24 protein-coding genes are annotated in these 21163 nt (G+C 60.9%); 12 read left to right on the top strand and 12 right to left on the bottom strand.

Annotated elements, in window-relative coordinates:
* Positions 1–151: 151 nt before the first annotated feature.
* Together C8K61_RS15975 and C8K61_RS15970 are read right to left on the bottom strand one after the other, a co-directional pair.
* Positions 152–433: a peptidylprolyl isomerase gene (locus C8K61_RS15975; protein WP_108097253.1), complete on the bottom strand. Its 282-nt coding sequence runs from the start codon at positions 431–433 to the stop codon at positions 152–154.
* 73 nt (positions 434–506) lie between these two features.
* A complete protein-coding gene (locus C8K61_RS15970) occupies positions 507–1016 on the bottom strand; it encodes an ankyrin repeat domain-containing protein (RefSeq protein WP_108097252.1) in 510 nt (169 codons plus the stop codon).
* A 240-nt stretch (positions 1017–1256) separates the two neighbouring features.
* On the opposite strand from C8K61_RS15970, the gene C8K61_RS15965 reads away from it, so the two are divergent.
* The 3 genes from C8K61_RS15965 (at position 1257) to C8K61_RS15955 (ending at position 3910) form a co-directional block, all read left to right on the top strand.
* Entirely contained in the window at positions 1257–1691 is a 435-nt protein-coding gene (locus C8K61_RS15965) for a hypothetical protein (protein ID WP_108097251.1), read from the top strand.
* 145 nt (positions 1692–1836) lie between these two features.
* Positions 1837–3390, top strand: coding sequence for a hypothetical protein (locus C8K61_RS15960; protein ID WP_108097250.1), 1554 nt, complete (start codon positions 1837–1839; stop codon positions 3388–3390).
* A gap of 166 nt (positions 3391–3556) precedes the next feature.
* Positions 3557–3910: a PilZ domain-containing protein gene (locus tag C8K61_RS15955; protein ID WP_108097249.1), complete on the top strand. Its 354-nt coding sequence runs from the start codon at positions 3557–3559 to the stop codon at positions 3908–3910.
* A 51-nt stretch (positions 3911–3961) separates the two neighbouring features.
* Here C8K61_RS15955 and C8K61_RS15950 read toward each other — a convergent pair whose 3' ends face one another.
* Genes C8K61_RS15950 through C8K61_RS15920 form a run of 7 tightly spaced genes read right to left on the bottom strand, consistent with a single transcriptional unit; the run spans position 3962 to position 10237 of the window.
* On the bottom strand, positions 3962–6058 hold the full coding sequence (locus C8K61_RS15950; RefSeq protein WP_108097248.1) for a flagellar biosynthesis protein FlhA: 2097 nt from the start codon (positions 6056–6058) through the stop codon (positions 3962–3964).
* A gap of 2 nt (positions 6059–6060) precedes the next feature.
* Entirely contained in the window at positions 6061–7194 is a 1134-nt protein-coding gene (gene flhB / locus C8K61_RS15945; RefSeq protein WP_108097247.1) for a flagellar type III secretion system protein FlhB, read from the bottom strand.
* Positions 7187–7987 (bottom strand): flagellar biosynthetic protein FliR, encoded by an 801-nt coding sequence (fliR, locus tag C8K61_RS15940; protein WP_108097246.1) that lies wholly within the window; start codon positions 7985–7987, stop codon positions 7187–7189. Before fliR ends, flhB begins: the two co-directional genes overlap by 8 nt.
* A gap of 5 nt (positions 7988–7992) precedes the next feature.
* Positions 7993–8265, bottom strand: a complete 273-nt coding sequence (locus tag C8K61_RS15935) for a flagellar biosynthetic protein FliQ (protein WP_108097245.1) — start codon at positions 8263–8265, stop codon at positions 7993–7995.
* Positions 8266–8277: 12 nt separating this feature from the next.
* Positions 8278–9033, bottom strand: a complete 756-nt coding sequence (fliP, locus tag C8K61_RS15930; RefSeq protein ID WP_108097244.1) for a flagellar type III secretion system pore protein FliP — start codon at positions 9031–9033, stop codon at positions 8278–8280.
* Entirely contained in the window at positions 9030–9401 is a 372-nt protein-coding gene (gene fliN, locus C8K61_RS15925) for a flagellar motor switch protein FliN (protein ID WP_108097243.1), read from the bottom strand. The genes fliP and fliN overlap by 4 nt, the downstream gene beginning before the upstream one ends.
* On the bottom strand, positions 9398–10237 hold the full coding sequence (locus C8K61_RS15920; RefSeq protein ID WP_108097242.1) for a FliM/FliN family flagellar motor C-terminal domain-containing protein: 840 nt from the start codon (positions 10235–10237) through the stop codon (positions 9398–9400). Before C8K61_RS15920 ends, fliN begins: the two co-directional genes overlap by 4 nt.
* A 526-nt stretch (positions 10238–10763) precedes the next feature.
* On the opposite strand from C8K61_RS15920, the gene C8K61_RS15915 reads away from it, so the two are divergent.
* The 9 genes from C8K61_RS15915 to C8K61_RS15875 all read left to right on the top strand — a co-directional run bounded on the left by C8K61_RS15915 (position 10764) and on the right by C8K61_RS15875 (position 18487).
* Positions 10764–12134: a sigma 54-interacting transcriptional regulator gene (locus C8K61_RS15915; protein ID WP_371919999.1), complete on the top strand. Its 1371-nt coding sequence runs from the start codon at positions 10764–10766 to the stop codon at positions 12132–12134.
* A 19-nt stretch (positions 12135–12153) separates the two neighbouring features.
* Positions 12154–12489: a flagellar hook-basal body complex protein FliE gene (locus C8K61_RS15910; RefSeq protein WP_108097240.1), complete on the top strand. Its 336-nt coding sequence runs from the start codon at positions 12154–12156 to the stop codon at positions 12487–12489.
* A 19-nt stretch (positions 12490–12508) separates the two neighbouring features.
* Entirely contained in the window at positions 12509–14200 is a 1692-nt protein-coding gene (fliF, locus tag C8K61_RS15905; RefSeq protein WP_108097239.1) for a flagellar basal-body MS-ring/collar protein FliF, read from the top strand.
* The gene (locus C8K61_RS15900; RefSeq protein ID WP_108097238.1) at positions 14175–15224 is read left to right on the top strand and encodes a FliG C-terminal domain-containing protein; all 1050 of its coding nucleotides are present in this window, start codon (positions 14175–14177) and stop codon (positions 15222–15224) included. The genes fliF and C8K61_RS15900 overlap by 26 nt, the downstream gene beginning before the upstream one ends.
* Positions 15225–15235: 11 nt before the next feature.
* Positions 15236–15928, top strand: coding sequence for a flagellar assembly protein FliH (gene fliH, locus C8K61_RS15895; RefSeq protein ID WP_108097279.1), 693 nt, complete (start codon positions 15236–15238; stop codon positions 15926–15928).
* Positions 15929–15930: 2 nt separating this feature from the next.
* Positions 15931–17256 carry a flagellar protein export ATPase FliI gene (gene fliI / locus C8K61_RS15890; RefSeq protein ID WP_108097237.1) on the top strand — a complete coding sequence of 442 codons (1326 nt, stop codon included), beginning with the start codon at positions 15931–15933 and terminating at the stop codon, positions 17254–17256.
* A gap of 2 nt (positions 17257–17258) precedes the next feature.
* Entirely contained in the window at positions 17259–17684 is a 426-nt protein-coding gene (locus C8K61_RS15885) for a flagellar FliJ family protein (protein WP_108097236.1), read from the top strand.
* 78 nt (positions 17685–17762) lie between these two features.
* Positions 17763–18047, top strand: a complete 285-nt coding sequence (gene flgM / locus C8K61_RS15880) for a flagellar biosynthesis anti-sigma factor FlgM (RefSeq protein WP_108097235.1) — start codon at positions 17763–17765, stop codon at positions 18045–18047.
* Positions 18044–18487: a flagella synthesis protein FlgN gene (locus C8K61_RS15875; protein ID WP_256589452.1), complete on the top strand. Its 444-nt coding sequence runs from the start codon at positions 18044–18046 to the stop codon at positions 18485–18487. The genes flgM and C8K61_RS15875 overlap by 4 nt, the downstream gene beginning before the upstream one ends.
* Positions 18488–19044: 557 nt before the next feature.
* Here C8K61_RS15875 and C8K61_RS15870 read toward each other — a convergent pair.
* The 3 genes from C8K61_RS15870 to C8K61_RS15860 are packed head-to-tail and all read right to left on the bottom strand — an operon-like array spanning position 19045 to position 20944.
* Positions 19045–19521, bottom strand: coding sequence for a DUF4376 domain-containing protein (locus tag C8K61_RS15870; protein ID WP_108097234.1), 477 nt, complete (start codon positions 19519–19521; stop codon positions 19045–19047).
* The gene (locus tag C8K61_RS15865) at positions 19521–20744 is read right to left on the bottom strand and encodes a hypothetical protein (RefSeq protein WP_108097233.1); all 1224 of its coding nucleotides are present in this window, start codon (positions 20742–20744) and stop codon (positions 19521–19523) included. Before C8K61_RS15865 ends, C8K61_RS15870 begins: the two co-directional genes overlap by 1 nt.
* Complete coding sequence (locus tag C8K61_RS15860; RefSeq protein ID WP_108097232.1) at positions 20744–20944, bottom strand: hypothetical protein; 201 nt, start codon at positions 20942–20944, stop codon at positions 20744–20746. The genes C8K61_RS15865 and C8K61_RS15860 overlap by 1 nt, the downstream gene beginning before the upstream one ends.
* Positions 20945–21163: the final 219 nt, after the last annotated feature.

The raw sequence follows: 21163 nt of genomic DNA, 5'->3' as shown, positions 1-21163 counted from the left end.
CAAACCACAGCGCTTTGGGCGCGCACGCGACTTTACCCTGTCGATACAAAAAAACGGCTGGGCTGAGGGGGGGGGCGAGAGCGGAGGGAGCGAGAGTGCAGAAATACAAACGCCCATGGCGCGCGGTGGCACCAAGGGCGTTACGGCAGGATCAGTCCTGGCGGCTGGTGACTTCCAGCAGGTGGTAGCCGAACTGGGTTTTCACCGGGCCCTGCACCACGTTGACCGGGGCGCTGAACACCACGGTGTCGAACTCTTTAACCATCTGGCCAGGGCCGAACGAACCGAGGTTGCCGCCGTCACGGCTGGACGGGCAGGACGAGTTGTCTTTGGCCACCTGGGCGAAATCGGCACCGCCTTCGATAGCGGCCTTCAGTTCATTGCACTTGGCTTCGGTGGACACCAGGATGTGGCGAGCGGTGGCTTTAGGCATGGCAGAAACTCCTTATGAGAAAGGCCACGAGCCTACCGGAATTGCCACCGTATTCAAGGCTGACGCACCGGCATCAGACCGCTTGCAAGCGCTCGATGGCCAGCGGCGTATTCATTCGCAGGGCCAGGTCCAGCGCACTCAGGCCACCCTGTTCACGGGCGTCGCGGTTGGCGCCATGGGCCAGCAACAGGTCGATGGCTGCGCCTTGGTTGAACATCGCCGCCATCATCAAGGCGGTCTTGCCATCCGGCGTCGCCCCCTCGACATCAGCGCCCTTGCTCAGCAGCAACTCCAGCATCGGCAGGTTGCCCTTGAACACCGCGCCGGCCAGCGGCGTCTGCCCATTGTTATTGCGCAGTTCCGCATCGGCGCCGAGCTCCAGCAGCATGGCCACGGTGTCGAGATGGCCGTGGTAGCTGGCCAGCATCACCAGGCTGTCGCCCTTGTGATTGCGCAAATTTGCCGGCAGGCCTTGGCCGAGCAGCGCCTGCAATTCGACGGTGGCGCCGTTGCGTGCGGCATCGAATACCCGTTCGGCAAAGGCCAGGGTTTCATCATCAAGGGCGGGGGTTGGGGTAGTCATGGCGGCTGCTCCGTGCAAAGGCGGGTAGGACGTAGTGAGCGGCAGCTTAGTCGCTGCAAGCGGGACGGGCTTATTGAGATTGTTGATAGCGGCGATGGGTAATTTGCGCCATGAACGCCCGATGCTTTTTGTACGAACGTTCCTATATAGTTTCGCCTGCTACGGATGGCAATGTGCCAGAGGTCGACCACCTCTGCAGGGCTACGCCGTAGCCTTCTAATAATCAAAATGGATTTGACCATGCTGACACGTTTGCTTCTGACCGCTCTCGCCGCCTCGGTACTGAGCGCCTGCACCGCGACCACCTCCCTGCGCGCCACTGACCCGGAACTGGCGTTGGCCATCAACAAAGACAGCGAAGTCACCCTCGACTCCCCGGTGCATCGCACCTACGACACCACCAGTTTTGGCCAGTATCAATTCAAAGCGACCAAGCCCGGCATGGAACCCATGTACGGCCTGGTGCCATTGAAATTCAATGGCGGCTACCTGACCGCCGACATCCTGCTGTTCGCCCCGGCGCTGTTCTTCAACCTGCGTGAGGTCTACCCCATCTACGAGTTCGACGTGGCGCAGGGCGTGGTGCGTTACAAGAAAAAAGAGAGCGACCAGTGGATGAGCTACAAACCCACCAGCGCCGAGGCGGAGCGGGCCAAGCAGTACTTCGTTAAGTAAAAATGCAGAGGCAGAGGCCATCTTTCGGATGGCCTTTTCGCCCCTCTAGCCTGCGGGTTTGCGCTTTCAGGATGTCGATCTACGCTTCGAGGATTCCGTGCCACTCAATTTGATGTCACTTGGTAATCTCAAGGAGGAGTGTCGAATGGACCGTCCCCGTTTCGCTCATCGCCAACGTGCTGTCGTTTTGCTGGTGGTCTGCGCAATCCTCAGTAGCTGCATTTCGGTACCTACCGGCACGTCGCGACTCTATCGAAAAAATGACGACAAAGTAGCCACCGCTACCACCAGTGCCACCCCGGCAAAACCTGCTGCTGACACGACAACTGTAACCGCTGCTGACAAAGTGATATGGGACAAAACGGTATTCAGCAACAAGGTTTCCTCAGAGCTGACTATCCGCCAGGCACCGGGAGGCGCGGATAAAACCGGTGCAGACGTATTCGCTATTTACCTCAGTGACGGCTACTTCAAGTATTTGAAGGACCTTGGCGGCGTTAACGAGGTGATAGTGATTGCGCAGTTCACTGAAACCAACGCAGGCACCGAGGCCGACACGGTAACCCGTATTCTCGGCCCGCATTTTGGGGTGTCAGATAACGCGGGTATACCGGCACTGGGCGAGCTGTTATATGGCCCTAAAAATCTGGACGCCGATCACCTGCATATGAAGTTGACGGTGCTCGAATATGACCAGGGTGAAAACGCCAATACCGCCGCGTTTCTTGAGTTCATTGATTCAGTAACCAAGACCATTTCCCTCGCCAACCCGGTGACAGCGGCAGAGCGGGCGTTTGCGAAGGAGATTGCCGCCAGTCTGTTAAGCCTCAACAAAGATGATGTGGTGATGACGATCAACATCAACTTCACCGGTAATGCAGGTGACCTCGCCAATCAGGGACGCAATGGCTCTTTTATTCCCTTGAACGTGGGCGATTACGTGCTGATCAACAAGGAGCATTGCGTGCCCGCCAACTGCTATTTCCAGCTGAGCAGGGATGGGGAGATGTACAACCCGTTTGCCTGGATTGGCGACGTTGCCTTACTGGTTCCCACCGCCATGCGCAGGGCCTGGACTGACACACCGGACCACGCCTCGTTGGACGATGTGGACATGGGTGCCCTGACTTACGAGGACCATATCCTCGCGAAAAAAAGCTCCTCATCCGTGGATCCCTATACCGACAAGACCTGGCTGGGTCTTTCCATCGTCAGAGGCGGAAACGCGGCGCTTTGGCAGAAACGCAAGCTCCTCAGTCAAGCGGAGCAGTCGATTCAAAGTTTGATCAAGATGCCGGGTGAAGGCATCAGCTTCAGTCAGAACTACGACACGGCCCAAAAGGCGCTGGGGGACGCGCGAAAAATCGAGTCGCTGAATAACTCAGGCATTGTGTTTGTTCTGCCAGTCGATAGCGACGGGGCCTTCGTGCCTACCGCCGCTAGCAGCGAGTATTGCCTTTACCACGCGCGCACCATTACCGATATTGCTGCCAGCTTCTATCGCCTCGATACCAACGGTATCCCGCAGCAACTTGCCGCCAGCGATATCAGCAAAAACACCGCTAAAACCACGCCCAACAACACCTGTTTCACCGTAGCTTCCTCTGGCCGCAGTCCCGGCACTTACGACATGGTCGCCGCCTACAAAGTGGGTGGTGAAGTCCTCACGCAAAAAGTCCGCTACAAAATCGAAAAATAATTCAGTGCTCGCTTAATTCCCCTATCGAAGTGGTCGCCTTCTACCCTGTGGCCTGTTGTTTCGCGCAGGCCACCTGGGTTGTACCCCGCAGGCTGCGGGGTGTGGTCGACGACTACCGTTCGGTGCTGCCAGGAAGGCGGCCCGCTGGGGACTATAAGAATCAAGCATGCGCCAACACACTCGCGTCACCTTTCGCCCTGCCAATCGGATGCAGGTGCTGCTTCGCGATACTGAAGACTCGCTGGGCCTGATCGCTGACATTTCTGCCGGCGGCTTTCGGCTGATGTCCGAGCTGCCGATTCTGGTCGGGCAGGTCTATCACGTCAGTATCGAAGTGCCGATCAGCGCGGCGCGCTTTCGCCTGGTGGAGGTGGCGGTGATCTGCCAATGGTCACGCAAGACCGGCCGCTCGGGGCGCTTCGAACAGGGCTTTGCGCTGCAGGAGCCAGCGCAGGCGTATACCGATCTGGTGGATTCGTTGAAGGCGACGTTGGTGCTTTCTCGCAGCCAGAAGGTGTGACGTTCGGCCGAATCAACTGTGCGTAGGGCGGATATCCGCCCTACGTCCCGTTTAACCGAGGCTTCCGAGGATATTCACCGCGACCTTCTCCGGAATCTCATTCTGCGACAGCACATGCAACCCCGGGCTGAACACCCGGGCATAACGCGCCAGCAACGGCCGCAACTGCGGCATCACGGTAAGGATCGGCGGGTGGCCGTCCTTGCGCAGTTTTTCCTTCACGACCGGCATGGCGTTCTGCAGCTGGTTGAGCAGGTTGGGTTCTACCGGAATGTTGTCCAGGCTCACCGGGCCGGCTTGCTGGGCGATGCTCAGGGCGCTGAGCAGGGTATTTTCCAGGGCGTTTTCCAGCACGAACACCGATAGCTCACGGCGCTCGCCGGCAATCCCGCCAACGATGCTGCGGCGCAGTGCGTAGCGCACGTCGGAGGCCAGTAGCACCGGGTCTTTGGTGGTTTCGCTGCCCTCGAGCAGGGTGGTGGCGATGGTCACGATGTCTTTCAGCGGCACTTCTTCGAGCAGTAACTGGCGGTACACCTTGTGCTGTTGGGTAAAGCTCAGCGCGCCCTTGAGGTGTTCGGCGAGTTTCGGTGCCTGCACTGCCAGGCGTTGCATCAGGTGGTCGACGTCATCATGTTTGAAGATGTCCGGCAGGTGTTCGCGCACCACTTTGTTCAGGTGGGTGGCGATCACGCTGGCGCAGTCGATCACCTGGTAGCCGAGGTTCAGCGCCCGCGGTTTGTCGTTGGGCAGAATCCACACCACCTGCATGCGGTAGGCCGGGTCGGTGCCGAGAATGCCGTCGATCTCGCCGTACAGTTCCGGGCCGGGTATGGCCATCAATCGGTCGGCATGCAGCTCGGCGCCGTCGATGCGTTCGCCATTGATGTGGATGTTGTACTGCGCCGCCTTGAGCCGCAGGCTGTCGCGAATCTGCACTTCCGGGAGAAGAAAGCCGAGGCTCTCCGAGAGGGTCTGGCGCACCCCGCGCACCCGCTGCGGCAGCGGTGAGCCGGAGGCCTCGTTGACCAGCCCGACCAGTTTGTAGCCAAGCGAAATCGAGAGCCGCTCCACCAGGGGAATGTCTTCCCAGGCCAGGTTCTGCGCGCGCTCCTGGTCCATGGCTTTGCTGATGGCTTCGGTCTGCTCCAGGGTCGCCGCTTCCATCGGCGGCTCGGCACGGGCTACCCGCCAGGCGATAAAACCGATCAGCGCGGCAAAGCCGATAAAGGCAATGTGCGGCATGCCCGGCACCAGGCCGAGAATCAACACAATGCCAGCCACGGTGTACAGCAGCGGCGGCGAGGCCAGCATCTGCTTCTGCACCAGGCTGGTGATTTCCGCCGACTCATTCACCCGGGTGACGATGATCGCCGCTGCGGTGGACAGCAGCAGCGCCGGAATTTGCCCGGCCAGGCCATCACCGATGGTGAGCAGGGCGTACTGGCGGAAGGCCTCGCCGGCCGGCAGGTCGTACATCATTACGCCGATGGCGACACCGCCGAACAGGTTGATCAGCAGAATCAGAATGCCTGCTACCGCGTCACCCCGGACAAACTTCGAGGCACCGTCCATGGCGCCGTAGAAGTCGGCTTCCTTGGACACATCGGCGCGCCGCTGTTTGGCTTCATCCTGGGTGATCAGTCCGGCGTTGAGGTCGGCGTCGATCGCCATCTGTTTTCCGGGCAGGGCGTCGAGGGTGAAGCGCGCCGTCACCTCCGAAATGCGCTCACCACCCTTGGTGATGACCATGAAGTTGATGATCATCAGGATCACGAAGACGATCATGCCGACAATGAAGTTGCCGCCAATCACCACCTCACCGAAGGCCTCGATCACCTTACCGGCGGCGTCGGTGCCGGTATGGCCACTGAGCAACACCACCCGCGTGGAGGCCACGTTCAGGCACAGGCGCAGCAGGGTGGTGACCAGAATCACGGTCGGTAGCAGAGAGAAGTCCAGCGGCCTGCGCGACGACACACTGACCAGCAGCACCAGAATCGCCAGGCCGATGTTGAAGGTAAACAACACATCGAGCAGCAGCGGTGGCAGCGGCAGAATGATCATCGCCAGCACGGCCAGGACCAACAGCGGAATGGCAATGCGTCCGCTGCGCAGGGTGAGGGTCAGTTGCTGCAGTAGGTTCATGGTCAGACTCGGCTCAGCAATTCATCGGGGATTTCAAGGTTGCGCGCCAGTACCGGCGCACTGCGGCGCCCCTGGCGGTGCGCCTTGAGCTGCAGGATGTAGGTCAGAACATGGGCCACGGCCTTGTAAAGCTGGGTCGGGATCTGTTGGTTGACCTGGGTGGTGAAGTAAATGGCGCGCGCCAGCGGCGGCGCTTCGATCACGTCCAGTTGATGGGCGTTGGCCATCTTGCGGATGTACAGCGCGGTTTCGTCCAAACCCTTGGCCAGCACATAGGGGGCCTGGGCTTTTTTCGGGTCGTACTTGAGCACCACGGCAAAGTGCACCGGGTTGACCACCACCACGTCGGCTTGCTTGATCACGCGGTTGATCTGCCGTTGCGCCAGTTGGCGCTGCACCTGCTTGATTCGCGCTTTGACCTCGGGGCGACCTTCCTGGGTTTTGTGCTCTTCCTTGCGCTCTTGCTTGGTCATGCGCAGCTTTTTGCGGAAGAAGAAAAACTGCAGCGGAATGTCGATCACGGCGAACAGAATGAACACTGCCAGCAGCACCAGAATCAGGTCGTAGGTCTGTGCAAACGCGCTGCCGATGGCGGTGGGCAAGTCGCTGCGCTGCAGGGCAATGAGCTTGGGCACGGCGTGGATAATCTGCAGGTAGGCCACGCTCACCAGTACGGCGATCTTGGCCAGCGACTTGAGCAGCTCCACCCAGTTCTGCATGCCGAACATGCGCCCCAGGCCGCTAATCGGGTTGAGCTTGCTCAGCTTGGGGCTGAAGTTTTTTGCGGAGAACACCCAACCGCCCGGCACCAGGCTGAACAGCACCACCAGCACCGGGGTGAGCAGCAGCGGCAGGAGAATCTTGATAAACAGCAGCAGGTTGTGGGCGAGGATCAGGTCCAGGTCGTCCAGGCCCATCTCGCTATGGCGCAGGTCCAGGTAGGCCAGCGAAAAGCTCTGGCGAATACCCTCATAGAAGTACATGGCGCTGAACTTCAACACCAGCAGCGTCACCAGCAGCGAGATGGTGGTGGAGAGGTCTTTGGAGCGCGCGCTCTGGCCGTCCTCTTTGCTCTTTTTCAGCTTCTGCTGGGAGGCGTCTTCGGTCTTTTCCTGGGCGCTGTTCTGCTCAGACACGGGCACCTCCGCGCAGCAGTTGGCCGATGTTGTTGAGCAGCTCGCGGGACAGATGCAGGTAGCTGTCGGGCAGGTTGGGCAGGGTCAGGTAGATGCACAACAGGCCGACCAGAATCGACATCGGAAAGCCTAAGGAAAACAGGTTGAGGGTCGGCGACACGCGGTTGAGCAAACCGAAACAGAACTGCACCAGGACCATGCAGAACACCAGGGGCAGGGTGATCAGCACCGCCGCCGCCAGCACCCAGGACAGCGCGTAGATCACCGTTTCAAAGCCGTCGTAATGCAAGCCGCTGCCCACCGGCCAGAACATGAAACTCTGGTACAGCACGCTGACCGCCAGCAGGTGGCCGTCGATGGCGAAGAACAGAAACACCAGCAGCACGAAGTACAGCTGGAACATGATCGAGGACGACGACACGCCATTAATCGGGTCGTTGAACACCGCCATGCTCAGCCCCAGTTGGGTCGACACCACGTCACCGACCAGGGTGAACACGGTGAACACCAGTTGCAGCGCGACGCCGAGCAGAATGCCTATGGCGATCTGTTCAAGGGCTGTGAGCAGGCCTTTGGCCGACAGCGGATCAATGCTCTCCATGTGCGGCAGGGCCGTGGCCAACGCCAGGGTCACGGCCAGCGCCAAGAGAATACGCACCTGCTTGGGCACGGCTTTGTGGCTGAAGATCGGTGCCATGCTGAACAGCGCCAGAATCCGGCAGAACGGCCACCAGTACACCTGCATCTGCTGCAGGTAGTGGCCGGCCTGAAAGATCGATTCGCTGGCAGGCATGGCAGTCAGCCGACCATCCCGCCAGCGTTCTTGAAGGTCTGAATAAACAGGTCGCACAAGGTGCGCACAATCCAGTGGCCGGCGAACACCAGCATGCCGAGCGTAATCAGCAGGCGCGGCAGAAAGCTCAGCATCTGTTCGTTAATCTGCGTGGCGGCCTGGAACACGCTGACGATCAGGCCGCCAATCAGGCTCGGCACCACTAGCACGCAGACGATCAGCGCGACGATGTGCACGGCGTTGGCGACGATCTCTACAGCGCTTTCGGGAGTGATCATGGCGGCGCGTTCCTAAAAAGGCTGAACGCTGGATGACAGCGTGCCCATGGTGAGTGCCCAGCCATCGACCAGCACGAAGATCATCAGCTTGAACGGCAGCGAGATCATCATCGGCGACAGCATCATCATGCCCATCGCCATCAGCACGCTGGCTACCACCAGGTCGATGACCAGGAACGGGATAAAGATCATGAAGCCGAGCTGGAACGCGGTTTTCAGTTCGCTGAGCACGAAGGAGGGCAGCAGCAGGCTGAAGTCCAGGGTGCTGAGGTCATCCGGCACGGTTTCTCCGGCCAGGGCGACCATGGTGTCCAGGGCGCTCTTGCTGGTTTGCGCCAGCATGAATTTCGACAGGGTGGCTTTGGCGTGGCCGAGGCCCTCGGTGAGGGTGATCTGGTCGGCTTCGAACGGCACATAGGCGGTGCTGTATACCTCCTGCCAGACCGGGCGCATTACCAACATGGTCAGGCACAAGGCGATGCCGATCAGTACATTGTTCGGCGGGCTCTGCTGCAGGCCGATGGCCTGGCGCAGAATCGCCAATACGATGATGAAGCGGGTGAAGCAGGTCATCATCATCAGCATCGCCGGCAGGAAACCGAGCAAGGTCATGACGATCAGAATCTGCAGCTTGACGCTGACTTCCTGGCCGTTGGCCGTGTCGTTCAGGCTCAGCAGCGAGATCTCGCCCCCAGCCGCCTGCGCGGCCAACGGGCACAGGCCGGTCAGCAACAGAGCGAGCAGGGCGAGGGCACGACGGGCTGTCATGGCTTGATGTCGCTGATGCCGTTGCCGCACAGCTCGACAATGCGCAGGCCGTAGTTGCCATTCATCACCACCACCTCGGCCTTGGCGAACAGCGCGCCATTGACCTTCACATCCAGCGGCTCGCCGGCCAGCTTGTCGAGCACGATCACGCTGCTGGCATCGACGTCCATCAACTCTTTAAGCGAGATTTCGGTGGACGCCACTTCCAGGGTCACATTCACCGGAATGCGGCCGAAGAAACTCAGGTCCTGCTGCGGCAACTGCGCGGCGTGGTCCTGGCTACCGGAGTCGGTAACGGGGCTGGCCACGGCCAGGTCGTCGTCGTTGATCAAAGACTCGAATTCGTTATCGGAAAGTTGGCCGTTCATGGGTTTTTCACGCTCTCAAGCGAGGTAACAAAGAGGGAGCCGTCTTCTTCGAAGAGGGTGCCGCGAAACAGTTTGTGCTGGTTGATGCGCACCTCGGTGTGCTCCAGCAGGCGCACCATGAGGATGTCGTTGACCTGCAGGGCGAGCACTTGCGAGAGCGGCATCTGCACCGCTGCCACCACACATTCCAGGCGCACCGGCAGGTGCTGGATGTGTTTGGCCGGGTTGCCGCTCAGGCTGGTGCTGGCCGGGCCACTGAGGCGTGCGGTCAGCTCGTCGACCAGTTGGTTGTCCAGATAAAGAAAGATCGAGGACTGGCTGCCGGACAGGTGACTGATGTACTTGAACTCGGCGACGTACTCCCAGACCGCGGGGTCGAAGTCGTTTTCATGGGGCGTCAGGTTGCCGAAGGTCGATCCCGACAGCAGCGCGCGGGCGAAGATCTGGGTGATGTCGATACCCAGGCGGTTGCGCATGCGCTGCTCGGAGGTGCTAACCGGTGGCGCCTCTTCGCTGGGCAGGCCGGTGCCGCCGTAATAGCACTCCAGCGCTTCGGTCAACAGCGGCCGGTCAATGGCAAAACCGACCTTGCCGTAAATCGACTTATATATACAGTCCGGATCACTGGTGCGCTCTTCCAATACCTCGACTTTGGACAGTTCAAGGTTGATGCGGTAGTTGCGCAGGAAGTAGTCACCAATAATACGTGGGTATTTACTGGCCACTTCTTTAATGTGCTGGGGGATCTTGTGGTAATGCCGTCCCAACTTCTGCGGTTTTAACCGCGTCACACTGTCCGCTGATACGCGGTGATGAACTTTAGAATGACCAGTCATAGTTAGGGCCGTATTCCTGGATAACCCGCAGAACCCTCTGGAGATAGTCGGAGGGCACTGATGCGTTGCTGCCTGATCACAGGCGGCGAAAACGCGACATAGCCGTGCTGACCCCGTGGGGGCGGCTTTGGCATGGGGTGGAGTCTGGCGTGGGGAGGGGGAAAATTTAAATCAATAGAAATCAAATGCTGTTTTTGATGGGCATTGCGCCGCGTTGATTTTAATTAAGCACAAGTGATTTCGTGAATTGCGTCACCGTTGTGTAGGGTTTTTCCTACGAGCTGATCTGCGCCCTGTATCGGACCTGGCGAGTGGCGCGGAAGTTCAACGAAGCGCCCATAAGAAGTTCATGCGCAGGTGTAAAAGGCGACCCTGGTGACAGTTGTATTAAAGGGTCATGAGAAAAATATTTCGTGCTACCCGTTCACACTTGCGTGCAGCAATAAACAGTTGCGAGTGTTTGAGCGACGACCACAGGTAATTGACCTTGAACAGTCTTAGCCACGCACAGACATATCCATCAGAAGTGCACTTCGATGCGCCCGCGGCCACCGGCCACGTGGTGGTGATCGGGCACGGTGATGAAGCCAGTTATGCCCTGTTGCGCCAGCAGTTGGCCGACCAGGGTTGCCGCGTTCGGCGCTGCAGCAGCTTTATGGAGCTGGATGCATCGCTGCTGGCCAGTGCACGTCTGGTGTTCGTGTTTGTCAGCAGCCAGGCCGCCGCCGACCTGTATGCCCAGGCCAGCGCCTTGCTGCGCCAGACCGGGCATATCAGCCTGGTGCCGATCGTTGAATACGCCGACCAGGAAAAGGCCGCCGCGCTGTTGGAACTGGGCTGCGTCGATTACCTGCTGGCACCGTTCAGCGAAACCCAGGTGGCCGCCTTGTTGCGCCGCCAGGAGCACGCCAGCAACGCCGAAGAAGGTTTTGTTTCCTGCTCGCAAGCAGGCCGCCGTTTGCTGGCCATGGCACAACGTGTGGCCCTGACCCGCGCGCCGATTCTGATTACCGGCGAGACCGGCACCGGCAAGGAGCTGATGGCGCGTTACATCCATCGCTTCTCGACCGCCACCGGCGACGCCCCGTTTATTGCCGTCAACTGCGCCGCCATTCCGGAGCAGATGCTCGAGTCGATTCTGTTCGGCCACGAGCGCGGCGCCTTTACCGGTGCGGTCACCGCACAACCGGGCAAATTCGAACTGGCCAACGGCGGCACCTTGCTGCTCGACGAGATCGGCGAATTGCCCCTGGGCCTGCAAGCCAAGTTGCTACGGGTGCTGCAAGAGCAGTGCGTGGAGCGCCTGGGCGGGCGCAAGGAAATCCAACTCAATGTGCGTATCGTCGCCGCCACCAACCGTGACCTGCAGGCCGAAGTGGCCGCCGGGCGTTTCCGTGCCGACCTGATGTTCCGCCTCGACGTATTGCCGCTGCACATCAGCCCGCTGCGAGAGCGCAAGGAAGATGTGCTGCCGCTGGCGCGCCGCTTTATCCGCAAATACGCGCCGCAGGAAAGCAGCGACAACCTGCTCACCAGCGATGCCTGCCAAGCCCTGCTGGCCCACGACTGGCCGGGCAATGCCCGTGAACTGGAGAACACCCTGCAGCGCGCCCTGGTGCTGCGCAATGGCCTGTTCATTCAGCCGCGCGACCTGGGCATGAACCTCGACAGCCTGCCAGCGGCCGAGCCGCTGTTCGCCATTCTTCCGCCGGGCGAGGGCGGCAAGGCGGCCCTGCGTGCCAGTGGCAAGTGGGCCGAGTACCAGCATGTTATCGACACCATCCGCCGCTGCGGCGGGCATAAAACCCGTGCCGCCGAATGCCTCGGCATGACCACCCGCGCCCTGCGCTATCGCCTCAATGCCATGCGTGAGCAGGGCGTGCAGGTTCCGGTTTAAGACCTTTGGGAGAAACAGCATGAGTGCCATCAACACGGTTCAACAGGGCTTGCTCAGCCAGCTCAATCAGCTCAGCCAGATCGCCGAAGGCGAGGCGATCAAACCGGCCATGCAGCTTTCTGGAAACCACCCGCAAGCGGGCATTGGCGCCTCGTTTGAACAGGCGCTGCGGGCGGTGGATGCCGAGCAAGTGAAAGCCAGCGAATCGATGGCGGCGGTGGACAGCGGCGAAAGCGAAAACCTGGTGGGCGCGATGATCGACAGTCAGAAAGCCAGCCTGTCCTTCACCGCCTTGTTGCAGGTACGCAACAAGCTCAGCGGTGCCTTCGACGACATCATGAGAATGCCCCTTTAACGGGCCGGGATAAGCCAACGTGCTAGCGCAAATCAAAAGCCGATTCCCCGCCGGGTTCAAACTGGACCCGCGCCTGTCACTGCTGGGCATGGCCGCACTTGCGGCGGTCATCGCTGTGGCGGTGGTCTATTCGCTGTGGCGTGACAACGATTCCTTTCGCCCGCTGTATGGCGCTGGCGAGGGTTTTCCGGCCGCCGAGGCCATGCAGGTGCTGGACGCCGAAGCGCTGCCCTATCACTTGCACCCGCAAAGCGGGCAGATTCTGGTGCGTGAACAGGACCTGGCCCGGGCGCGCATGCTGCTCGCCGCCAAGGGCGTGAAGGTGGCGGTGCCCGCCGGTTACGAACTGTTCGATAAAGAGGAACCATTGGGCACCAGCCAGTTCGTCCAGGACGTGCGCCTGAAACGCAGCCTGGAAGGCGAGCTGGCGAAAACCGTCATGGCCCTCAAAGGCATCGAGCAGGCTCGCGTGCACCTGGCCCTGGAAGAGAGCAGCTCGTTCGTGGTCAGCCACCGCGCGCCGGCCAAGGCCTCGGTGATGCTGCAGCTCACGCCCGGCTCCAAACTGAAGCCCGAGCAGGTGGCCGCCATCGTCAACCTGGTGGCCGCCAGCGTGCCGCAGCTGAAACCCGAAGACGTCAGCGTGGTCGACCAGCACGGTGCGCTGCTGTCGCGCGGCGTTGGTGCCTGGAGCGGGCCGTCGCAGAACTGGGAAGTGGTCGACGACTACCAGCAGAAAGCCGTGGCCAACATCGAGCAGGTGCTGGCGCCGATTCTGGGTAACGACAACTACCGCATCAGCGTGGCGGCCGACATCGACTTCAGCCAGAAGGAAGAAACCTTCCAGGCCTATGGCGAGGCGCCGCGCATGCGCAGTGAAGTGCTGCGTGAAGAAACCACCCTCGACCAACTCGCCCTCGGCGTGCCCGGCTCACTGAGCAACCGCCCGGCACCGACGCCGCCGGCCGATCCCAAGGCCACCGACCCGAAAGCGACAAACACCGCCGAGGCGCTGAAAACCGAGAACAAGGCCGCCACCTCGACGCGCAACGAAAGCACCCGCAACAACGACTTCGACCAGAGCGTCACCCACATCAAATACCCGGCCTTTGCCCTGCGTCAGCAAAGCGTGGCGGTGGTGTTGAACGCCGCCAATGCGCCCGAAGGCGGCTGGACCGACAAAGCCCGCGGCGACCTCGAGGCGATGATCAAGAGCGCCGTCGGCTTTAACGAAAAACGTGGCGATAGCGTGACCCTCAGCGTGTTCCCGTTCACCGCCAGTGAGTTGGCCCCGGCCGAAGAACTGCCGTGGTGGGAAAAGGACGCGGTACTGGCCCTGATCAAGCTTGGCGTGTTCGGCCTGATCAGCCTGCTGCTGTTGCTGATGGTGGTCCGCCCGGTGCTGCGCAACCTCACTCAGCGCACGCAGTTGCCGGCCTTGCCAGAACCTGCCGACGCCGACCTGCTGGCAGCCCGTGAAGGCGAGCGGCGCTTGCACCTCACGCCCACCCAGCGTGGCGAAGAACTGCCCGGCATGAACATTCTCGGCGAGCTCAATCCGCTCTCGGAAATCCGCCTGCCGGCACCGGGCTCCGGCCTGGAAATGCAGGTGGAACATTTGCAGATGCTGGCGAAAAACGACCCCGAGCGCGTCTCGGAAGTGATCAAACACTGGATAGGCCGAAATGACCGAGATCTCAAACCCGCCTAACGACGGCCGTGCCCTCAAACCGCGCCCTGCCACCCGTGCGATCAATTCCATGGAGCAGGCGGCGATTCTGATGCTGAGCATGGGTGACGACATTTCCGCAGGGGTGCTCAAGCACCTCACCCGCGAAGAAATCATCGGCATCAGCCAGGCCATGGCGCGCCTGTCCAACATCAAGCAGCCGATGGTTTCCGATGTGATCGGGCGCTTTTTTGAAGACTACAAAGAGCAGAGCAGCATCAAGGGCGCCTCGCGCAATTACCTCTCCGGCATGCTCGGCAAGGCGTTGGGCAGCGACATTACCCGCAACTTGCTGGACAGCATCTACGGCGAAGAGATTCGCGCCAAGATGGCCAAGATGGAGTGGATCGACCCGCGCCAGTTCGCCGCCTTGATCGCCAAGGAACACGCGCAGATGCAGGCGGTGTTCCTCGCCTTTCTGCCGCCGGGCATGGCCACCGATGTACTCGAGTGCATGCCGGTGGAACGCCAGGACGAGCTGCTGTACCGCATCGCCAACTTGAGCGAGGTGAACAGCGATGTGATCGCCGAGCTGGAGCAGTTGATCGACCGCAGCCTCAGCGTGCTCTCCACCCAAGGCTCGCAAGTGCGTGGGGTGAAGCAGGCGGCGGACATCATGAACCGCTTCAAGGGCGACCGGAACCAGATGTTCGAGTTGCTGCGCGCGCACAACGAAGGCCTGGTGACGCGCATCGAAGACGAGATGTACGACTTTTTCATTCTCTCGCGGCAGAACCAGGACGTGCTCCAGGTGCTGCTGGAAACCATCCCTCTGGAAGAGTGGGTGGTGGCCCTCAAAGGCGCCGAGCCGGCGCTGGTCAAGGCCATTCAGGGCGCGCTGCCCAAGCGTCAGGCTCAGCAGATGGAATCCATCAGCCGCCGCCAGGGCCCGGTGCCATTGAGTCGCGTCGAGCAGGTGCGCAAAGACATCATGGCCGTGGTGCGCGAAATGTCTGCCGAAGGCGAACTGCAGGTGCAGCTGTTCCGTGAGGCCACCGTCGAATGAAGCCGCCCCTGATGAACGTCAAAGTGCTCAAGGCCGATGCCCGCAGCTGGCGGCCGTACCGCTTTCCACCGCGCTGCAACGTGCTGCCCGGTGGCGACTGGAGCGGCGACCCGGCACAAGTGCAGCGGGCGGTCGCCGATGGTTTTCAGCAGGGCCTGGAGAAGGGCTACCTGGAAGGTTTGCAGCAGGGCCAGGACGCCGGTCAGCGTGACGGTTTTGACCAGGGCCGCCAGGAAGGTCTGCGCAATGGCCGTGACGAAGGTCGCCAGGAAGGGCGGCAAGCCTTCGACACCGCCGCGCGCCCATTGGACGCCCTGGCCGCTGAATTCCGCCGCTTTGCCCAGGACTTCGAGCGCTCGCGCCAACAGCAGCTGCTGGAACTGGTGGAGAAGGTCGCCAAACAGGTGATCCGCTGCGAACTGACCTTGCACCCGACGCAACTGCTGAGCCTGGCCGAAGAGGCCCTGGCGGCGATGCCGGGCGAGCAGGGCGAAGTGCAGATTCTGCTTAACCCGGAGGAGTGCGCACGGATCAAGGAACTGGCCCCGGAACGCGCCAGCGCCTGGCGGCTGATTCCCGATGAGCGCCTGAGCCTGGGCGAATGCCGGGTGGTCACTGCGCAAGCTGAAGCCGATATCGGCTGCCAGCAGCGTCTCGACAGCTGCATGGAAACCCTGGCTGAACACGTGCAGAGCGAGGCCTGAACATGGCCCTGGGCGAAGCCTTCAAACTCGACGAAGCCCTGCGCTCGCTCGACTCGGTGCAATTGGCCAAGGTCAGCGGCCGCCTGGTGCGGGTGTCTGGAATGCTCCTGGAAAGCCTCGGTTGCCGGCGCATGACGGGCCAGCGCTGCATGGTCGAACAGGCTGACGGCACGCTGCTGGAAGCCCAGGTGGTGGGCTTCAACCGCGATATCACCTACCTGATGCCGTTCAAAAAACCCATGGGCCTGACCGCCGGCTCGCGGGTGTTTCCCGCCGAAGAAGAAACCGCGCTGCGCATCGACGACTCGTGGTTAGGCCGGGTGGTCAACGGCCTGGGCGAGCCACTGGACGAACTCGGCAAGCTCACCGGCCGCGATCCATTGCCAACCGAGTTGCCACGGGTCAACCCGCTGAAACGCCGGCCAGTCACCGAAGCATTGGACGTCGGCGTGCGCGCCATCAATGCCTTGCTCACCGTCGGCAAAGGGCAACGTGTTGGCCTGTTCGCTGGCAGCGGGGTGGGCAAGAGCGTGTTGCTCGGCATGATCACCCGGCAGACCAAGGCCGATGTGGTGGTGGTCGGTTTGATCGGCGAGCGTGGCCGCGAGGTACAGGAGTTCATCCTGCATTCCCTCGGCGAAGAAGGGCTGCGCAAGGCCGTGGTGGTGGTGGCCCCGGCTAATGAATCGCCACTGATGCGCCTCAAAGCCGCCGAGCTGTGCCACAGCATCGCCGCCTATTTTCGTGACCAGGGCAACGATGTTTTGCTGCTGGTGGATTCGCTCACCCGTTACGCCATGGCCCAGCGCGAAATCGCCCTGGCGCTCGGCGAGCCACCGGCCACCAAAGGTTACCCGCCATCGGTGTTCGGCATGCTCCCGGAACTGGTGGAAAGCGCCGGCAATGGCGCCGATGCCCGTGGCAGTTTGAGTGCGCTGTACACCGTGCTGGCCGAAGGCGATGACCAGCAAGACCCTATCGTCGACTGCGCCCGCGCCATTCTTGACGGCCATATCGTGTTGTCGCGGCGCCTGGCCGATGTCGGCCATTACCCGGCCATCGACATCAGTGCCTCGGTGAGCCGCTGCATGACCCAGGTCAGCGCCGTGCCGCAGCAACGCGCGGCGCGGGCGTTCAAAGAGTTCTACAGCACCTTTGAAAAGATCAAAGAGCTGATCCCGCTCGGCGGCTATACCCCGGGCATGGACACCAAAACTGACCGCTCGGTGCAACTGGCCCCCGCCCTGGAGCGCTTTCTGCGCCAGGAAGTGGGCGAGGGCAGTGAGCTGGGCGTGAGCATCGCCACCTTGCAGAGCATCCTCAAGTAGCCATGAAAGAGCAGATAAACGTACTCGCGCGCCTGGCCAGTTTGCGTGGCAGCAAGGTGCAGGAAGTGATGGGCCGGGTGAACTACCAGCGCAACCTGTGCCAGCGCTACCGCAACAACATCACCGGGCTCAGCCGCCTGTGCGGCTTCAGTGTGCCGGTGACCACCTCGTTGCAATGCAGCAACCAGCAGCAATACAAAGCCACCCTGTTCAAGATGCTCGAACTGCAGCGGCGTGAGCTGGGGGTGGCGGAAGAATTTCTCGGCCGTATCCAGGCCGAACTGCTGCGCGCCATGCGCAACGAGAAAGTGATCACCCAGTTGATCGACAGCAAGATGAGCCAGTGGCAAGACCTACTGGCCCGCCAGGAACAGAAAATCCAGGATGGCCTCGCCGCCCAGGCGTGGTGGCGGGCGCAGGTTTCTTGAAGTTTTTCAGTGATCGATTTAAGTGACGGGTTAAAACGGTCGCCTGTTGCTCTGTAACCACCTTTGTTGGACGCACCCATGGAAATCACTCGGCAGTTCAAGCCCGTCGTCGCCACCCAGAGCGAAGGCCCCGTAGTTGCTTCGGGCAGCGCCGTTGGCGCGCAAAAGAAAACCGCCAGCACTGGCCCGAGCAGTGAAAGCCTGCCCCTGGAGCAGTTGCAGGAAGCCCTCGGCAGCCTGCCGGAAATCGACATGGACAAGGTCCAGCAGATCAAGGCCGCCTTGCAGCGCGGCGAGATCAGCCTGGACCTCGGCGCCCTGTCGCGCAGCATGCTGGCCTACCACAGCGGCAGCGATGCGTGAGCGCTAAACGCGAACAACTGCTGAGCCTGGTCGAGCGCGAAATCCAACAGGACTGCGCCGACTACCTGCGCCTGCGCGGCCTGATGCAGGAGCTCTACGAGTTTCTGATGAGCCGGGATACGGCGCGCATTGATGTGATCAACCAGCAGGTCAGCCAGTTGGTGGAAGACACTCGGCTGCGAGCCGAGCGGCGCAGCAAGGCGCTCGGTGCCTTTCGCCTGGATGCGGATGCGGCGGGGATGTATCGGTTGTTCGAGTTGTACCCTGGCGTACGGCGTACGCAGTTGCAGCAGTATTGGAGTGAGCTCGGGCAGCTGGCCGCTCAGTGCCAACGGCTGAATGAGCGTAATGGGCAGTTGTTGGCCATGCATAACGACATTCTGGTGCAGCTGTTGGGCGGCTCTGCTGATAGTGGGCTTTACGGCCAGCAAAGCTACTGAGCGGGGCGCCGGACCGTAGGGCGGATATCGCTTTGGCGATATCCGCCGATACTCGGTGCATTTGGTGTCGCGGGCGTTCTGGGTTACCGCGTGCGCCGAACGTTTTGTTTCCCGCCTTACGCGCGAGTCCCTTTTGGCATTGCCGGATCGCCGGACCACCCAAAAGGAACCAAAAGGTCTAGCCCCAACATACGGCCTTCCGCTTCACTCCAGGTCAACTCGCTCCCGTCGTCGTTCCGGGGGCCGGCAAAACGGTCACCTTGGCCCGTCTTCGCCTTTCGCGGCTCCCTCCCGCTCAACCCCCTACACAACGACTCCGCTCGGCCTCCTGACGGGGGGGTAGAGCAATATCCAAGGCCAGAGCAGATCAAGATCAACAGCCCCTCTCCCTAGCCCTCTCCCGCAAGCGGGAGAGGGAACTGATAGGTGCACGGCTTTAGCCATACGTCACCCCTCGCCCGCTTGCGGGAGAGGGGCGGGGGAGAGGGGCTTTTGATCTGGTTTTTAGGTGTGTCCGTTCGGCTGCTGCTTTACCTTTAGCGGAGAGGGAAAACGACTCATACCGGCCATCCCTCACTAAGCATCGCTTTCGTGAAAACCCTATCTGCCACCGCAGTCAACAACTCGGCCTCTCTGTTAAAGCAGGCCTGCACATGGGCGCGGACAGCCGAAGCAATGGCAACTAACGCGGTGGCGTTCAGCTCCGTAAATCCGCTCTCGGTTTTCCATTTGCACACGTAGCCAGGGTCGATAACGGCGGCCAGCGCAGCTCCGTTGATAAGCGCCTGACTATCGCGGCCAGTGTCGAGCCTGACACCGTTGAACTCTATGCCTTGAATCTCAGCTTCATATCGCCGCTGTGCAATCTGCTGTGCGGGCTCAGGCTCTAGAGCTGCAGCTTGCTCCGCTCGGTAGGCCGTTAGTGCTTCACTACTTAGCGGAACAAGGTGAGGTTTTATAAACGCTTCGTCCCCCGGCAGCTGGTAGGCAAAGAGTTGGTTCGTTTCAAGGTCAATAAAATGTTGCTGCGCCATTATCTGGACTCCTTCCAAGCAAAACCTGCGGTAGCAGAAACGGTGTACTCGGCGCCTGGTTTGACCAGCACCACGTGGTTAAGGACGGCTGTTGTGCCCCCGCCCAGCGTGAGGCTCTGAGTGAATACGGTAACCCCGTCCACAACAAAGGTCAGTGCCTGGTTAATCGCGTAACCGGTCTGGACTTGCACAAGAATTGGGCGACCGGTTGTGTTGGTGTAAGTTGTGCCGGAGACGCGGCTAGCGGTGACATCGATATAGGTTTGGCCGTATCCGAGTGACGACAGCGCTGTTAAGGCCTGGCCGCCAACGCCCTGGACGATCGAGGGCGTAGCGGCCCAGGTTCCGGCAGTGGTCTGGGTCAAGTCAGCAAAACCTACTACCCGGAATGGCACTCCTGTGCGGGCTGTCGTGGAATAAACGATGTTCTTCGCTGTGGCGGTTGCACTGATAGCGGTAGTGCTGAGCAGCGTTGTTTCATCAAGGTTCAAGCCACCCGCCAGATTGCAGGCGGCGAGCTCAACAGTTCCGCCACTATCAATGGCGAGTACCGCGATACGAGCACTCGTTGCATTGGTGGTTCCGAGCGTAGCCCCTTGGGGGATCACCAGCGATAACGTAGGTACAGCCCGTGTATTGACGGTGCCGGTGCTAATCGAGCTTGAGCGAAAATCTAGCGAAGTCGCTGCCAGCGTAAATGTCAGTGCGTTAGCCGCCACAGCGGCAGAGACGCTTTGAATCTGCTTTATAGAGTTGGCAACGTAAGCCGTCGTGGCCAACTGAGTTGTGTTTGTTCCTAAGGCCGCCGTCGGGGCTGTAGGCACGCCGCTCAGCACTGGCGATGCCAGCGGGGCTTTGAGCGCCAGCGCATTGGTTACCGTCGTGGCGAAGTGCGCAGCAATCGCGGCCTGAATAGTGGTGCTGGTTTCGGTTTTGCTGAACGCGTCATTAATGCCAAAACCCGCCAGTGTGCTGGGCTTTGCGGTGATGCTGGCCCAGGTGTTGGCGTCGGCGACAAGCCGCTGAACGGCGACAAATAGCTGGCCATCATCCTCACGGTTCAATGTCAGGCCCGCGCCTTCAATGACGGCGACCAGCTCGCGTTGTAGTGCGTTCAGCCACGCGGCTTTGATGGGGGTCGCCGGGACGGCGCCGACCGGGTTGCCTTCGGTAAATTCACCGGCTGGCGTAGCCGCCGATGTGCTCTCGCTGATCTTCTGCATCAGTTGCCTCCGTAGCCGAGGGTCAGGTTGGATTTAGCCGGTTTCATTGGGTTGAGCCGGTAGTCGCGTTGGGTATTTCTGTTTCCCTGGAGTGGGTCGCCGGCGCGGGCCTGGTTGGCGGCTGCGGCCACGAAGGCCTCGGTTCCGCTGGCGTTCTGGGGTAAGTCGAACAGCGTCGAAGGTGCAGCAGGTAGCTTCACGATGTGCTCCGGGGTTTTCTGGGTTAAGGGCTAACCAAGCGGCTCACCGTTGATGAGCCCGATACTGACCACACGCTCGATGCACCGGCGCAAATGCCGCTGTGCAGTGCCTCTAACGTGTCGATGAATGCATCTTGGCAGCCTGGGGCAAACGCTGAGTTTCAGCTCCGTGTAAGGCCCAACCTCACACCTTGTGCTACGGCTTTGAAGCCGGGCGCC

The sequence above is a fragment of the Pseudomonas sp. GV071 genome (assembly GCF_003050835.1).
Taxonomy (GTDB): Bacteria; Pseudomonadota; Gammaproteobacteria; order Pseudomonadales; family Pseudomonadaceae; genus Aquipseudomonas.
This window is presented reverse-complemented; position numbering and strand designations above follow the sequence as displayed.

Excerpts from the sequence above, each read along its gene's own strand:
- C8K61_RS15865 (WP_108097233.1), bottom strand. The coding sequence starts at position 20,744 with ATGCAGAAGATCAGCGAGAGCACATCGGCGGCTACGCCAGCCGGTGAA.
- C8K61_RS15935 (WP_108097245.1), bottom strand. The coding sequence starts at position 8,265 with ATGATCACTCCCGAAAGCGCTGTAGAGATCGTCGCCAACGCCGTGCAC.
- C8K61_RS15885 (WP_108097236.1), top strand. The coding sequence starts at position 17,259 with ATGAAAGAGCAGATAAACGTACTCGCGCGCCTGGCCAGTTTGCGTGGC.
- C8K61_RS15920 (WP_108097242.1), bottom strand. The coding sequence starts at position 10,237 with ATGACTGGTCATTCTAAAGTTCATCACCGCGTATCAGCGGACAGTGTG.
- fliI (WP_108097237.1), top strand. The coding sequence starts at position 15,931 with ATGGCCCTGGGCGAAGCCTTCAAACTCGACGAAGCCCTGCGCTCGCTC.
- fliH (WP_108097279.1), top strand. The coding sequence starts at position 15,236 with ATGAACGTCAAAGTGCTCAAGGCCGATGCCCGCAGCTGGCGGCCGTAC.
- fliP (WP_108097244.1), bottom strand. The coding sequence starts at position 9,033 with ATGACAGCCCGTCGTGCCCTCGCCCTGCTCGCTCTGTTGCTGACCGGC.
- C8K61_RS15910 (WP_108097240.1), top strand. The coding sequence starts at position 12,154 with ATGAGTGCCATCAACACGGTTCAACAGGGCTTGCTCAGCCAGCTCAAT.
- C8K61_RS15965 (WP_108097251.1), top strand. The coding sequence starts at position 1,257 with ATGCTGACACGTTTGCTTCTGACCGCTCTCGCCGCCTCGGTACTGAGC.
- fliR (WP_108097246.1), bottom strand. The coding sequence starts at position 7,987 with ATGCCTGCCAGCGAATCGATCTTTCAGGCCGGCCACTACCTGCAGCAG.
- fliN (WP_108097243.1), bottom strand. The coding sequence starts at position 9,401 with ATGAACGGCCAACTTTCCGATAACGAATTCGAGTCTTTGATCAACGAC.
- C8K61_RS15970 (WP_108097252.1), bottom strand. The coding sequence starts at position 1,016 with ATGACTACCCCAACCCCCGCCCTTGATGATGAAACCCTGGCCTTTGCC.
- C8K61_RS15870 (WP_108097234.1), bottom strand. The coding sequence starts at position 19,521 with ATGGCGCAGCAACATTTTATTGACCTTGAAACGAACCAACTCTTTGCC.
- C8K61_RS15900 (WP_108097238.1), top strand. The coding sequence starts at position 14,175 with ATGACCGAGATCTCAAACCCGCCTAACGACGGCCGTGCCCTCAAACCG.
- flgM (WP_108097235.1), top strand. The coding sequence starts at position 17,763 with ATGGAAATCACTCGGCAGTTCAAGCCCGTCGTCGCCACCCAGAGCGAA.
- C8K61_RS15955 (WP_108097249.1), top strand. The coding sequence starts at position 3,557 with ATGCGCCAACACACTCGCGTCACCTTTCGCCCTGCCAATCGGATGCAG.
- C8K61_RS15950 (WP_108097248.1), bottom strand. The coding sequence starts at position 6,058 with ATGAACCTACTGCAGCAACTGACCCTCACCCTGCGCAGCGGACGCATT.
- C8K61_RS15975 (WP_108097253.1), bottom strand. The coding sequence starts at position 433 with ATGCCTAAAGCCACCGCTCGCCACATCCTGGTGTCCACCGAAGCCAAG.
- C8K61_RS15960 (WP_108097250.1), top strand. The coding sequence starts at position 1,837 with ATGGACCGTCCCCGTTTCGCTCATCGCCAACGTGCTGTCGTTTTGCTG.